The organism is Citrobacter sp. Ce104, from assembly GCF_030334595.1.
GTDB classification, from domain to species: Bacteria; Pseudomonadota; Gammaproteobacteria; order Enterobacterales; family Enterobacteriaceae; genus Citrobacter; species Citrobacter europaeus.
This window is the reverse complement of sequence record NZ_JAOWDP010000068.1, coordinates 168,189-180,983: the sequence shown is the minus strand read 5'-3', so window position 1 is coordinate 180,983 and position 12,795 is coordinate 168,189. Positions and strand designations below refer to the sequence as shown.

Genomic DNA, 12,795 nt, shown 5'->3' with positions numbered 1-12,795 from the left:
GCAAGCAACCCCAATTCTATCTCGTAGGCCGGATAAGGCGAGTTCGCCACCATCCGGCAACGGTTTGTGCCTGATGGCGCTGCGCTTATCAGGCCTACGTCTTTACAATTAAAGTGTTACGCCGCTTTTAAATATCGCTAACTCTCTAAAATCATTCCGCTCGTTGCAGGTTTGCTTGCCGTTGGCGAACTCAACGATCGTATCGACAAACTCGTTCAGCAACTGAGGCATCGCTTTGCCGTGGATCAGCTGTCCGGCGTCAAAATCGATCCAGTGCTTTTTCTTCGCTGCCAGTTCGCTGTTGGTGGCAATTTTCACCGTCGGCACAAAACCGCCGTACGGCGTACCGCGACCGGTACTGAACAGCACCATATGACAGCCCGCGCCCGCGAGGGCACTGGTCGCGACAGCATCGTTGCCCGGCGCGCTCAGCAGGTTCAGGCCGTGCGTCTTCAGGCGTTCGCCATAGCGCAGTACGTCCACCACCTGGCTGGAGCCCGCTTTTTGCGTGCAGCCCAGAGATTTGTCTTCCAGCGTGGTGATACCGCCCGCTTTGTTACCCGGGGATGGATTCTCGTAAATCGGTTGGTCGTGAGCAATAAAGTACTGCTTAAAGTCATTGACCATGGTAACCAGCTTGCCAAACGTTTCTTCGTCACGGCAGTGGTCCATCAGCAACTGCTCGGCGCCGAACATTTCCGGCACTTCGGTCAGCACGGTGGTACCGCCGTTGGCAATCACGTAGTCGGAAAAACGGCCCAGCATCGGGTTGGCGGTAATACCGGACAGGCCGTCAGAGCCGCCGCATTCCAGACCAAACTTCAGCTCGCCCAGTTTACCTGGCTCACGCTTGTCGTTACGCATCACGTTGTACAACTGATGAAGATGTTCAATCCCCGCTTCCACTTCGTCTTCCTGATGTTGGCAGACCATGAAGTGAACGCGCTCAGGATCGTACTCACCTAAGGTTTCACGGAAGGCATCAACCTGGTTATTTTCACAACCAAGGCCCACCACCAGCACCGCACCCGCATTCGGGTGACGCACCATGTTTTGCAGCATGGTGCGGGTGTTAATGTGGTCGTCGCCCAGTTGCGAACAGCCGTAGGTGTGGCTGAAGAGATGCACGCCGTCAATACCTTCGGCATCGTTGGTCTCTTTCAGAAAACGGTTCTGCATCTGACGCGCCATGGCGTTGACGCAGCCTACCGTCGGTAGGATCCACAGTTCGTTACGTACCCCGACATCACCGTTCGCGCGGCGATAAATCTGTACATCGCGATCCGCCGGTTGGGCAACTTCCGCCTGAAAATCAGGGTGGTAGCTATACGTGTCCAGGTCGCTCAGATTCGTGCGCGTGTTGTGGGCATGAATATGCTCACCCGCCGCAACGTCCACCAGCGTATGGCCAATTGGCAAACCGTATTTAATGACGTTTTCGCCTTTCGCAATATCGCGCAAAGCGAATTTATGGCCACGAGAGACCGCCTGACGCAGGGTTACCGCCTGCCCATCAACGGTAACTTCGGTTCCTTCAGCCAAATCAGCGAGCGCTACCGCGACGTTATCCAGCGCATGGATCTTGATGTATTGCATACCTTCACCCGGGCCTTAGTTCAGTTCAATGGCGAAGTAATCACGCGCATTGTTAAAGCAAATATTTCTGACCATTTCGCCCAGCAACTGGATATCTGCCGGTGCTTCACCTGCAGCAACCCAGCGGCCAATCATCTGGCACAGGATACGACGGAAGTATTCATGGCGCGTGTATGACAGGAAGCTACGGCTGTCGGTCAGCATGCCGACAAAACGGCTCAGCAGGCCAAGCTGGGCCAGTTGCGTCATCTGACGTTCCATCCCATCTTTCTGATCGTTGAACCACCAGCCGGAACCGAACTGCATTTTGCCCGGCATACCTTCGCCCTGGAAGTTGCCGATCATGGTGCCCAGCACTTCGTTATCGCGCGGGTTCAGGCAGTACAGAATGGTTTTCGGCAGCAGGTTCTGTTCGTTCTGCTTGCTCAGCAGTTTGGACAGCTCTTCGGCCATCGGACGGTCGTTGATGGAGTCAAAGCCAACATCCGCGCCCAGCAGTTTGAACTGACGCAGGTTGTTATTACGCAGCGCGCCGATGTGGTACTGCTGTACCCATTCGCGACGCGCGTATTCTGCGCCGAGGAACACCAGTACGGCAGTTTTAAACTGGGCTACTTCATGCTCGCTCAGGGTTTCACCCGCCAGGCGGCGCGCCAGAATACTATCCAGTTCAGATTCGTTAGATTCAGCAAACAGCACCACGTCCAGCGCGTGGTCAGAGACTTTACAGCCGTGAGCCGCGAAGTGATCCAGACGTTTGGTCAGCGCGGTCTGCAGGTCTGCGAAGCGACGAATGTCGGTGTCGGACACTTCGCCCAGCTTCGCCATATAGTCATTAAAGGTTGCCAGTTCGATGTTGAAAGCTTTATCCGGACGCCAGCTCGGCAGCACTTTCACATCAAAGCTTCCGTCTTTAGCAACGGCCGCGTGATGCTCCAGAGAGTCGATCGGGTCATCGGTGGTACCAACCATTTTCACGTTCATCTGCTGCATGATGCCGCGCGCGGAGAATTTATCCTGCGCCAGCAGTTCGTTGCATTGGTTCCAGATTTCGTCCGCAGTCGCAGGAGACAGCAGCTTACCTGTAATACCAAACGGACGACGTAGTTCGAGGTGGGTCCAGTGGTACAGCGGGTTACCGATGGTGTGCGGTACGGTCGCGGCCCAGGCGTCAAACTTTTCACGATCGGACGCATCGCCGGTACACAGGCGCTCAGCGACGCCATTGGTGCGCATCGCACGCCACTTATAGTGGTCGCCCTTCAGCCAGATGTCATACAGGTTATTAAAACGGTAGTTTTCAGCGATTTGTTGCGGTGGTAAATGGCAGTGGTAATCGAAGATCGGCTGGTCTTTGGCGTAATCATGATACAGACGGCGGGCAAATTCGGTGTCCAGCAGGAAATCTTCAGTCATAAACGGGGTCATTATCGTCTTCCTCTCAGCGAGTGCGTCAGATTGCTTATGTTTTGATGTTGACAAAGTTATCACACCAATTTCCATACACTGAAGATATTTTCGTGAGTTAGATCAACAAATGGTGACAAAAAAATTACTCTCAAAGAGGTAAATTACGCGTCAAGCCGCGCCAGTACTGGCTTTGCTGAATCGAAATAATGACCACACGAAGATTCACACTTTTGTGATGGCACTCACCTTTTAAAGCTGTATGACAAGTTATCTTTTGGCCGTCGCGATACATAAGCCGACGGAATGCAAATTACCGATGTATCACCATCGGATTGACCGGTACGGAAACCGAATTAGCACAATTATTGACATGGCAAAGTTCGGGGAGTGCCGGCTTTTTTTTCGGTTACCCCCTCGTAAAAGAACATCCTCCTCCCTGAACTGGAAGATGACCGCTCGTTCGCGGAAATAACAAAACGATGAGGTTTTACATGCGTAAAATTAAAGGGTTACGTTGGTACATGATCGCACTGGTGACGCTTGGCACCGTGCTGGGTTACCTGACACGTAACACTGTGGCGGCAGCTGCGCCAACTCTGATGGAAGAGTTACACATCTCCACTCAACAGTATTCCTATATCATCGCAGCGTATTCTGCTGCTTACACCGTAATGCAACCCGTTGCCGGCTATGTGCTCGATGTGCTCGGCACTAAAATTGGTTACGCGATGTTCGCCGTTCTGTGGGCCGTCTTCTGCGGCGCGACCGCATTGGCTGGCAGCTGGGGTGGACTGGCGCTGGCGCGTGGCGCGGTAGGTGCCGCTGAAGCCGCGATGATCCCCGCAGGTCTGAAAGCCAGCTCCGAATGGTTCCCGGCTAAAGAGCGTTCAATTGCCGTAGGTTACTTTAACGTGGGTTCTTCTATCGGCGCGATGATTGCTCCGCCGCTGGTCGTCTGGGCTATCGTCATGCACAGCTGGCAGATGGCATTCATTATTTCCGGTGCGCTGAGCTTCATTTGGGCGATGTCCTGGCTGGTGTTCTACAAACACCCACGCGACCAGAAAAAACTGTCTGATGAAGAACGTGATTACATTCTGAATGGTCAGGAATCACAGCATAAAAACAGTACCGCGAAGAAAATGTCCCTCGGTCAGATCCTGCGTAACCGTCAGTTCTGGGGTATCGCGCTGCCGCGTTTCCTGGCAGAGCCGGCCTGGGGTACTTTCAACGCCTGGATCCCGCTGTTCATGTTTAAAGTCTACGGCTTTAACCTGAAAGAAATTGCGATGTTTGCCTGGATGCCAATGCTGTTTGCTGACCTGGGTTGTATCGTAGGGGGTTATTTACCGCCGCTGTTCCAGCGCTGGTTCGGGGTTAACCTGATCGTTTCGCGTAAAATGGTCGTCACCATGGGCGCATTGCTGATGATTGGCCCAGGGATGATCGGCCTGTTCACCAGTCCGTACATTGCTATCGCCCTGCTGTGCGTCGGCGGCTTTGCTCACCAGGCGCTGTCTGGTGCCCTGATTACGCTCTCTTCTGACGTATTTGGTCGTAATGAAGTGGCAACCGCAAACGGTCTGACCGGTATGTCCGCCTGGCTTGCAAGTACGCTGTTTGCACTGGTCGTTGGCGCGCTGGCTGACACCATCGGCTTTAGCCCGCTGTTCGCCGTACTGGCGGTATTCGACCTACTCGGCGCGTTAGTCATCTGGACGGTATTGCAGAACAAATCGGCCAGCGAGGTAGATTCGGGTTCACAAACCGGCGATCCCGCGACGCAAAATTAACCCGATGTTATTCATCAAGGGTATATAATGTGAAGCCGCCAGTTATCTGGCGGCTTTTTTGTCGCCGCGAGTGGAGCCGTATTCGCAAAAGTGGTATAACAAATATAGTCTGCCGTATCATGCCTGGAGCGCATATGGAAATCACCGAACCACGACGTTTGTACCAACAACTTGCCGCTGATCTGAAAGAACGCATTGAGCAGGGCGTCTACCTGGTGGGTGATAAACTCCCCGCCGAGCGCTTTATCGCCGATGAAAAAAATGTCAGCCGCACCGTGGTTCGTGAAGCGATCATCATGCTCGAGGTTGAGGGCTACGTTGAAGTGCGTAAAGGATCGGGGATCCACGTCATTTCGAACCAACCTAAACATTATGTCGCGCCAGATGAAAATCTGGAGTTCGCCAGCTACGGTCCTTTTGAGCTGCTCCAGGCTCGCCAGTTGATTGAGAGCAACATTGCCGAGTTTGCCGCCACTCAGGTGACCAAACAGGACATCATGAAGCTGATGGAAATTCAGGAGAAGTCGCGTAACGAAAAAAGCTTTCGTGACTCCGAGTGGGATCTCCAGTTCCATGTGCAGGTCGCGCTGGCAACGCAGAACTCCGCTCTGGCCGCGATTGTTGAAAAAATGTGGACTCAACGTATTCACAACCCCTACTGGAAGAAACTACACGACCACATCGACCTGCGTACGGTAGATAACTGGTGTGACGACCATGACCAGATCCTGCGGGCGCTGATTCGCAAAGATCCCCATGCCGCCAAACTGGCAATGTGGCAGCACCTTGAGAACACCAAACAGATGCTGTTTAACGAAACCAGCGATGATTTTGAGTTCAATGCTGACCGTTATCTTTTTACTGAAAATCCCGTTGTTCATCTCGATACGGCGGCTAACGGCGCAAAATAAACAATCTAAGCGATGCAGGCGCGACAAAGCGCCTGTTTCTGACGCTTGGTAAGCGTTAGGTATAAAGTGTCAGCCTGTGTAAATCCTCTCGCCTCCCTCCATTGCGATAAGCAAAATCACAGTTCAACAACCGTAATTTCTATAACGGACAACGTTGACCTTTGTTACAATTAGTTGTTATTTGAATTTTTGTGTTTGAGAGCTTGCTTACTTCACAACTTTACAGGGAATAGTTCAGGCCGTGAATTTGTGTCAGACCGCGATCCATGTAAAAAACACCAATTAAATTGCGGCGTTACAAACTCCAGAAAACCGGCATGACGACAACCGATTCTCCAGGAATATTGAATGGAACTACTGACTCAATTACTGAATGCTTTATGGGCTCAGGATTTTGAAACGCTGGCCAATCCTTCCATGATTGGCATGCTCTATTTCGTACTATTTACCATTTTGTTTCTGGAAAACGGACTGCTGCCAGCAGCCTTTTTACCTGGCGACAGTCTTCTGGTACTGGTCGGCGTACTTATCGCCAAAGGCGCGATGGGTTTCCCGCAAACAGTACTGCTGCTTACCACCGCAGCCAGCCTCGGTTGCTGGCTCAGCTATATCCAGGGGCGATGGCTGGGAAATACCCGCACCGTACAAAACTGGCTGTCCCATCTGCCAGCGCATTATCATCAGCGTGCGCATCATCTGTTCCATAAGCATGGCTTGTCTGCGCTGCTGGTCGGTCGCTTTATCGCATTTGTGAGAACACTACTGCCGACCATCGCAGGATTGTCCGGCCTGAACAATGCGCGCTTTCAGTTCTTTAACTGGATGAGCGGACTGCTTTGGGTTCTGATTCTCACAACGCTTGGCTATCTGCTGGGCAAAACGCCAGTGTTTCTCAAATATGAAGATCAGCTGATGTCTTGCCTGATGCTGCTTCCCGTGGTGTTACTGGTGTTTGGTCTGGCAGGTTCACTGGTTGTGCTTTGGAAAAAGAAATACGGGAACCGAGGGTAAATTATGCTGAAATCACGCATAACGCTCCGACGACTTGCCTGGACCACTACCTTTATGCTGTTTATCGGCGCGCTGCTCCTGACCTGGTCGGTCATCCGCCAGCAGGAGTCAACGCTTGCCATTCGTGCAGTAAATCAGGGAGCCACCATGCCTGATGGCTTCTCTATCTGGCATCACCTGGACGCCAACGGTATTCGCTTTAAAAGCATTACTCCGCAAAATGACGCGCTGCTAATCACCTTTGATTCCAGCGCGCAGAGCGCAGCCGCAAAGGTCGTGCTGGACCGAACGTTACCGCATGGTTTCGTTATTGCCCAGCAGGATGATGATAATCAGGCGGTACAGTGGTTATCCCGCTTACGTGATACCCCGCACCGTTTTGGTTAATCTCCAGGATTCTGAATTAGATCACTCACTTTGGTGATTTCATCATTTAACGCCTATGATTAATAAACTGGGTTTATGACTCAACGCTTTATTACTCTGGAGCATCGGCCTTAGCCACCAGGTCGAATCACAATGGAAGGTTCAAGAATGAAATACCGCATCGCTTTAGCAATTAGTCTTTTCGCTCTCAGTGCCGGCAGTTACGCCTCCACCCTCTGTCAGGAAAAAGAACAGGATATTCAGCGGGAGATTAGCTATGCCGAAAAGCACAACAATCAAAACCGCATCAATGGCCTGAACAAAGCACTCAGCGAAGTTAGGGCTAACTGCACTGACAGCAAACTGCGCGCCGACCATCAGAAAAAAATTGCTGAGCAGAAAGACGAGATAGCCGAGCGTCAACGTGACTTGGCCGAGGCGAAACAAAAAGGCGATGCGGATAAGATAGCAAAGCGCGAGCACAAGCTTGCTGAAGCTCAGAAAGAGCTGAAAGAACTCGAGACCCGCGATTACTAAGTACGGTAACTAGCCACTCAACTGGAGAAAACTATGTCGAAAGATAATGCTACGGAAAACCTGCGCGCTGAGCTGAAATCTCTTGCGGATACGCTTGAAGAAGTACTTAGCTCCTCTGGCGATAAGTCGAAGGAAGAGATGAGTAAAATTCGCAGCAAAGCCGAACACGCTTTGCGCGAGAGCCGCCATCGCCTGAGCGAAACCAGCGATGTGATTGCCAAACAGACCCGTGAGGCAGCGGCTAAAGCCGATAACTACGTGCGCGAAAACCCATGGACAGGCGTCGGCATTGGCGCTGCAGTCGGTGTGGTGCTTGGTGTACTGCTGTCGCGCCGTTAATAATGGCAGATTCTCAACACGCACAAGGTCCAGGCAAAGGCGTACTGGGTATTGGACAGCGGATCCTGACGATTCTCGTTGAGATCGTAGAGACGCGGCTGCGGCTGGCCGTCGTTGAGCTGGAAGAGGAAAAATCCAATCTCATCCAGATCCTGCTGATGCTTGGGCTTACCATGCTGTTCGCGGCGTTTGGACTGATGAGCCTGATGGTGCTTATCATCTGGGCTATAGATCCACAATATCGTCTGAACGCCATGATTGCCACCACCGTTGTGCTGTTGCTTTTAGCGCTTATCGGCGGGCTATGGACGCTGCGTAAGGCACGTAAAACAACGCTGCTGCGCCATACGCGCAATGAGCTCGCTAACGACAGGCGTGCCCTGGAGGATGATGCATAATGAGCAGTAAAGTCGAACGTCAACAACGTAAGGCGCAACTGCTTGGACAGATCCAGCAGCAACGGCTGGATCTGTCTGCCACTCGCCGCGACTGGCTGGAAGCCACCGAAGTTTACGATCGTGGCTGGAAAACGCTGTTGAACCTGCGTGGCTGGGTGTTAGTCGGGAGCAGCATTATGGCGGTTCGCACCATTCGTAACCCAAATCTGCTGGTACGCTGGGCCAAACGCGGTTTTAGCGTCTGGAGCATCTGGCGTCTGGTTAAATCCACCATCAGACAGCAGCAGCTGCGTGGCTAAAACCCCTCTTTCCCCCTAACCTCAAAATTTTTGAAAAATATTGACAGTTTTCCTTGCTAACAATTGTCACTAAGCACGTTTATGATTCTCTCCATCGACAGCAACGACGCGCTCTGAAGCGCCGATGCACAAAAAAACACAATAAGCCGCCTGAGTGGTTTCCTGGAGAGTATGATGAAGAAATTAGAAGATGTTGGTGTACTGGTAGCGCGCATTCTGATGCCAATCCTGTTTATTTCCGCAGGTTGGGGAAAAATCACCGGATATGCGGGTACCCAACAGTACATGGAAGCCATGGGCGTACCAGGATTTATGCTACCGCTGGTGATTCTGCTTGAGTTTGGCGGCGGTCTGGCAATTCTGTTCGGTTTCCTGACCCGTACGACCGCACTGTTCACCGCAGGCTTCACGCTGCTGACGGCGTTCCTCTTCCACAGCAACTTTGCGGAAGGTGTGAACTCTCTGATGTTCATGAAAAACCTGACTATCGCAGGCGGTTTCCTGCTGCTGGCTATCACCGGTCCGGGCGCCTTCAGCATCGACCGTGTACTGAATAAAAAGTGGTAAGCAAACTATACTGAACACATCAAAAAGCGAGGAGATATCTCCTCGCTTTTGCTATCTGAGGAGGCGAAAATCATGGGACAACTGATTGACGGCGTCTGGCATGACACCTGGTACGATACCAAATCAACCGGGGGAAAATTTCAACGTTCTGCATCGGCTTTCCGTAACTGGCTCACCGCGGATGGCGCGCCTGGCCCAACCGGTGAGGCTGGCTTTGCTGCCGAAAAAGATCGCTATCATCTGTACGTTTCGCTGGCCTGTCCGTGGGCGCATCGCACGCTGATTTTGCGAAAACTTAAAGGGCTGGAACCGTTCATTTCCGTTTCCGTAGTACATCCGTTGATGCTGGAAAACGGCTGGACCTTTGACGATAACTTCCCGGCGGCAACCGGTGATACCCTGTATCAGCACGACTTTCTTTATCAGCTCTATTTACACGCCGATCCTCACTACAGCGGACGGGTGACCGTTCCGGTGCTGTGGGATAAAAAGAACCACACCATTGTCAGCAATGAATCTGCAGAAATCATCCGCATGTTTAATACTGCGTTTGATGCGCTGGGCGCGAAAGCCGGGGATTACTATCCACCAGCCTTGCAAAGCAAAATCGATGAGCTGAACGGCTGGATTTATGACAACGTCAATAACGGCGTGTATAAAGCCGGATTTGCCACCAGTCAGGAAGCCTACGACGACGCAGTGGAAAAAGTCTTCCAATCGCTGGCGAGACTGGAACAAATCCTTGGACAACATCGCTACCTGACCGGCAACCAGTTAACCGAGGCCGATATTCGCCTGTGGACCACGCTGGTGCGTTTTGATCCCGTGTATGTAACCCACTTCAAATGCGACAAACACCGGATTAGCGACTATCTGAACCTTTACGGTTTCCTGCGCGATATCTACCAGATGCCAGGTATTGCGGAAACCGTCAATTTCGATCACATCCGCAATCACTACTTCCGTAGCCACAAAACCATTAACCCGACTGGTATTATTTCTATTGGGCCGTGGCAGGATCTAAGCGAACCTCATGGGCGTGACGAGCGTTTCGCATGATTTACACTGGCCCTCATCTGGGGGCCAAATAATTAATACCACAAATATTTACCATCATTTCATTCACGGCTATTCTTAATTTGATTGCTTTAAAAACAAGTAATTGAATGCAGAACGAGGCAAAAATGGATTGGTATTTAAACGTATTAAAGAACTACTTTGGTTTTGGTGGCCGCGCGCGTCGTAAAGAATACTGGATGTTTGTGTTGGTCAACATCATATTCACGTTCGTGCTGGGTATTCTGGACAGAATGCTTGGCTGGGAGCGCGCCGGGGGAGAAGGTATATTAACGACGATTTATGGGGTTCTGGTATTTATCCCCTGGTGGGCAGTGCAGTTCCGGCGTTTGCATGACACCGATCGTTCAGCCTGGTGGCTGCTGGTGCTGCTGATCCCGATCGTAGGCTGGTTGGTGATCATCATTTTCAACTGTCAAAACGGGACTCAGGGGAGTAACCGCTTTGGGCCCGATCCCAAACAGTTATCCTGACGTAGCATATGTAGATGCCTGATGGTGCTACGCTTATCAGGCCTACAACATACTCCGTCTTCCAGGCCGGATAAGGTGCTTAGCACCACATCCGGCGTAACAGTCCAGCTATTTACCTGCAAACAGCTTGGGGATTTCTCGCAGACACCAGGATTTCGCCTCGCCCATGCTGTCCCGACGCCAGGCCATAATAATATCAATTTCGCTTGTCGATTCCGGACTAACTACCCGCAGCCGACCAGCCGCAATATCCTCTTCCACCAGCGGGTACGGCATCGTCGCCACGCCAAGACCGGCCAACAGCGCCTGGCGTTTATCTTCTATCGTACTCACCGTCAGACGCGGCTGTTTATCCAGCAGTTGGACGGTCAGCACCGGACGTTCACGGGCGGTATCCGCCACCGCGATCCCGCGGTATTTCACGCGGGTGACTTCCGATAACGGTTCCGGCTCCTGATGGATGGGATGATCCGGGGCCGCTACATAGACGTTCATCAGCGAGTATAGCTTACGCGAGTTGATTTCTGAGGATGAGCGAAAATGCATATCCGGCGCAATCACGATATCCGCCCGCCCCTGCTCCAGACGCTCCCACGCCCCAGCCAGAACTTCGGTAATAACGGAAAGCTGGGTATTGGCCTTCCCGGCAAGCCTGTCAATCAACGGGAAAAATGCCGCCGTCGGCACCAGCGCTTCGGTGACGATGGTCAGATGCGTTTCCCAACCGCGAGCCAATGCTTCGGCATCGGTGGTCAGTTTATCCGCAGCTTCCAGCAGTACACGCCCACGCTCCAGCAGCATACGCCCGACGTTGGTGAATTTTGTGCGATGACCTGAACGGTCAAACAGCACCACGTCCAGCTCCTCCTCCAGCTTCTGCATGGTATAGCTGAGCGCAGAAGGAACACGCCCCAGTTCGTCCGCCGCTGCGGCAAAGCTGCCGCGTCGGTCTATTGCGTCCATGACGCGTAACGCTTCAAGCGTTAAAGCCCTTTCTTTGGCCATCTCGTTCTCATTCAGGAAATTTGAACATACCGGGCAGAATATCTGGCTAACAATGCAGCGTCTAGCCATTTAACATAAAAGGAAGTAAAGAGAGGTCAAGAACTATGATTACTACCCGTACAGCCAAACAATGCGGGCAAGCAGACTACGGCTGGCTGCAGGCCCGTTATACCTTCTCCTTTGGACACTATTTTGATCCTAAACTGCTGGGTTATGCCTCGCTGCGTGTTCTGAACCAGGAAGTTCTGGCACCGGGGGCCTCTTTCCAGCCACGGACCTATCCGAAGGTGGATATCGTCAATCTGATCCTCGAAGGGGAAGCGGAGTACCGCGACAGCGAAGGCAACCATATTCAGGCCAAAGCGGGAGAAGTTTTACTGCTCGCGACACAGCCAGGAATCAGCTACAGCGAACACAATATCAGCAAAGATAAACCATTAACCAGAATGCAGCTCTGGCTGGACGCCTGTCCGCAGCGCGAAAACGCCTGCGTACAGAAAGCCACGTTGAGCGCCGGTAAGCATCAGCTGTTGGCCTCGCCAGACGGTGAGCAAGGCAGCCTGCATCTGCGCCAACAGGTTTGGGTGCACCACGTTGAACTGCAACAGGGTGAATCGCTGAGTTTTCAGTTACATGGGCCGCGGGCTTACTTACAGTCGATTCACGGCAGATTCCATGCGGTAACATCTGGCGCCGAAAAAGAAGCGCTCACCTGCGGCGATGGCGCATTTATTCGTGACGAAACTAACATAACGTTAGTCGCTGATACCCCGCTGCGCGCTTTGCTGATAGATTTGCCCGTATAGTCAGGGAAAACAACGGAGTACGACTATTGGGCAAGAAATCATCAAAAAAACGCCAGCCGCAGACTGAGCCTAAAAAGCAGGAAACGGTTACCTTCGGTTATGAAGAAATGCTGACGGAGCTGGAAGCGATTGTGGCCGATGCCGAGCTACGGCTGGAAGACGAAGAAGCCGCCTGAGAAGGCGGCTCAGGCTGATGCCGGGTAGCGG

At 52.3% G+C, this 12,795-nt stretch carries 16 protein-coding genes; 13 read left to right on the top strand and 3 right to left on the bottom strand.

What is annotated here, in order from left to right; genetic code table 11:
- Positions 1-108: 108 nt before the first annotated feature.
- Positions 109-1,596, bottom strand: coding sequence for a UxaA family hydrolase (locus OGW16_RS19390; protein ID WP_286518702.1), 1,488 nt, complete (start codon positions 1,594-1,596; stop codon positions 109-111).
- A gap of 15 nt (positions 1,597-1,611) precedes the next feature.
- On the bottom strand, positions 1,612-3,024 hold the full coding sequence (gene uxaC, locus OGW16_RS19385) for a glucuronate isomerase (RefSeq protein ID WP_043017737.1): 1,413 nt from the start codon (positions 3,022-3,024) through the stop codon (positions 1,612-1,614).
- Between the two features lie 473 nt (positions 3,025-3,497).
- On the opposite strand from uxaC, the gene OGW16_RS19380 reads away from it, so the two are divergent.
- The 11 genes from OGW16_RS19380 to OGW16_RS19330 all read left to right on the top strand — a co-directional run bounded on the left by OGW16_RS19380 (position 3,498) and on the right by OGW16_RS19330 (position 10,777).
- Positions 3,498-4,799, top strand: coding sequence for an MFS transporter (locus tag OGW16_RS19380; RefSeq protein ID WP_043017738.1), 1,302 nt, complete (start codon positions 3,498-3,500; stop codon positions 4,797-4,799).
- 134 nt (positions 4,800-4,933) lie between these two features.
- Positions 4,934-5,710, top strand: coding sequence for a transcriptional regulator ExuR (gene exuR, locus OGW16_RS19375; protein WP_006687952.1), 777 nt, complete (start codon positions 4,934-4,936; stop codon positions 5,708-5,710).
- Positions 5,711-6,058: 348 nt separating this feature from the next.
- Positions 6,059-6,721 carry a DedA family general envelope maintenance protein YqjA gene (yqjA, locus tag OGW16_RS19370; protein ID WP_003024820.1) on the top strand — a complete coding sequence of 221 codons (663 nt, stop codon included), beginning with the start codon at positions 6,059-6,061 and terminating at the stop codon, positions 6,719-6,721.
- Positions 6,722-6,739: 18 nt separating this feature from the next.
- The gene (gene mzrA / locus OGW16_RS19365; protein WP_029139667.1) at positions 6,740-7,108 is read left to right on the top strand and encodes an EnvZ/OmpR regulon moderator MzrA; all 369 of its coding nucleotides are present in this window, start codon (positions 6,740-6,742) and stop codon (positions 7,106-7,108) included.
- Between the two features lie 147 nt (positions 7,109-7,255).
- Positions 7,256-7,624, top strand: coding sequence for a DUF1090 domain-containing protein (locus tag OGW16_RS19360; RefSeq protein ID WP_043017740.1), 369 nt, complete (start codon positions 7,256-7,258; stop codon positions 7,622-7,624).
- Positions 7,625-7,657: 33 nt separating this feature from the next.
- A complete protein-coding gene (locus tag OGW16_RS19355) occupies positions 7,658-7,963 on the top strand; it encodes an ElaB/YgaM/YqjD family protein (RefSeq protein WP_003024832.1) in 306 nt (101 codons plus the stop codon).
- A 2-nt stretch (positions 7,964-7,965) separates the two neighbouring features.
- Positions 7,966-8,361, top strand: coding sequence for a phage holin family protein (locus tag OGW16_RS19350; RefSeq protein WP_043017741.1), 396 nt, complete (start codon positions 7,966-7,968; stop codon positions 8,359-8,361).
- Positions 8,361-8,660: a YqjK-like family protein gene (locus OGW16_RS19345; RefSeq protein ID WP_003024845.1), complete on the top strand. Its 300-nt coding sequence runs from the start codon at positions 8,361-8,363 to the stop codon at positions 8,658-8,660. Before OGW16_RS19350 ends, OGW16_RS19345 begins: the two co-directional genes overlap by 1 nt.
- Positions 8,661-8,834: 174 nt before the next feature.
- Positions 8,835-9,227 (top strand): DoxX family protein, encoded by a 393-nt coding sequence (locus OGW16_RS19340; protein WP_047408436.1) that lies wholly within the window; start codon positions 8,835-8,837, stop codon positions 9,225-9,227.
- A gap of 72 nt (positions 9,228-9,299) precedes the next feature.
- Positions 9,300-10,286 carry a glutathionyl-hydroquinone reductase YqjG gene (yqjG, locus tag OGW16_RS19335; RefSeq protein WP_172862419.1) on the top strand — a complete coding sequence of 329 codons (987 nt, stop codon included), beginning with the start codon at positions 9,300-9,302 and terminating at the stop codon, positions 10,284-10,286.
- Between the two features lie 125 nt (positions 10,287-10,411).
- On the top strand, positions 10,412-10,777 hold the full coding sequence (locus OGW16_RS19330) for a DUF805 domain-containing protein (RefSeq protein ID WP_043017744.1): 366 nt from the start codon (positions 10,412-10,414) through the stop codon (positions 10,775-10,777).
- A gap of 108 nt (positions 10,778-10,885) precedes the next feature.
- Here OGW16_RS19330 and yhaJ read toward each other — a convergent pair whose 3' ends face one another.
- Positions 10,886-11,782, bottom strand: a complete 897-nt coding sequence (gene yhaJ / locus OGW16_RS19325; protein WP_003024855.1) for a DNA-binding transcriptional regulator YhaJ — start codon at positions 11,780-11,782, stop codon at positions 10,886-10,888.
- A 104-nt stretch (positions 11,783-11,886) separates the two neighbouring features.
- Here yhaJ and OGW16_RS19320 point away from each other — a divergent pair, with 104 nt between their 5' ends.
- Positions 11,887-12,588 (top strand): pirin family protein, encoded by a 702-nt coding sequence (locus OGW16_RS19320; RefSeq protein ID WP_043017746.1) that lies wholly within the window; start codon positions 11,887-11,889, stop codon positions 12,586-12,588.
- 26 nt (positions 12,589-12,614) lie between these two features.
- A complete protein-coding gene (locus OGW16_RS19315) occupies positions 12,615-12,764 on the top strand; it encodes a protein YhaL (protein WP_286518701.1) in 150 nt (49 codons plus the stop codon).
- The last annotated feature ends 31 nt before the right edge of the window (positions 12,765-12,795 follow it).

Bases quoted from the DNA above. Each gene is read 5' to 3' on its own strand.
- OGW16_RS19390 (WP_286518702.1), bottom strand. From the start codon at position 1,596: ATGCAATACATCAAGATCCATGCGCTGGATAACGTCGCGGTAGCGCTC.
- uxaC (WP_043017737.1), bottom strand. From the start codon at position 3,024: ATGACCCCGTTTATGACTGAAGATTTCCTGCTGGACACCGAATTTGCC.
- OGW16_RS19380 (WP_043017738.1), top strand. From the start codon at position 3,498: ATGCGTAAAATTAAAGGGTTACGTTGGTACATGATCGCACTGGTGACG.
- exuR (WP_006687952.1), top strand. From the start codon at position 4,934: ATGGAAATCACCGAACCACGACGTTTGTACCAACAACTTGCCGCTGAT.
- yqjA (WP_003024820.1), top strand. From the start codon at position 6,059: ATGGAACTACTGACTCAATTACTGAATGCTTTATGGGCTCAGGATTTT.
- OGW16_RS19360 (WP_043017740.1), top strand. From the start codon at position 7,256: ATGAAATACCGCATCGCTTTAGCAATTAGTCTTTTCGCTCTCAGTGCC.
- OGW16_RS19355 (WP_003024832.1), top strand. From the start codon at position 7,658: ATGTCGAAAGATAATGCTACGGAAAACCTGCGCGCTGAGCTGAAATCT.
- OGW16_RS19350 (WP_043017741.1), top strand. From the start codon at position 7,966: ATGGCAGATTCTCAACACGCACAAGGTCCAGGCAAAGGCGTACTGGGT.
- OGW16_RS19345 (WP_003024845.1), top strand. From the start codon at position 8,361: ATGAGCAGTAAAGTCGAACGTCAACAACGTAAGGCGCAACTGCTTGGA.
- OGW16_RS19340 (WP_047408436.1), top strand. From the start codon at position 8,835: ATGAAGAAATTAGAAGATGTTGGTGTACTGGTAGCGCGCATTCTGATG.
- yqjG (WP_172862419.1), top strand. From the start codon at position 9,300: ATGGGACAACTGATTGACGGCGTCTGGCATGACACCTGGTACGATACC.
- OGW16_RS19330 (WP_043017744.1), top strand. From the start codon at position 10,412: ATGGATTGGTATTTAAACGTATTAAAGAACTACTTTGGTTTTGGTGGC.
- yhaJ (WP_003024855.1), bottom strand. From the start codon at position 11,782: ATGGCCAAAGAAAGGGCTTTAACGCTTGAAGCGTTACGCGTCATGGAC.
- OGW16_RS19320 (WP_043017746.1), top strand. From the start codon at position 11,887: ATGATTACTACCCGTACAGCCAAACAATGCGGGCAAGCAGACTACGGC.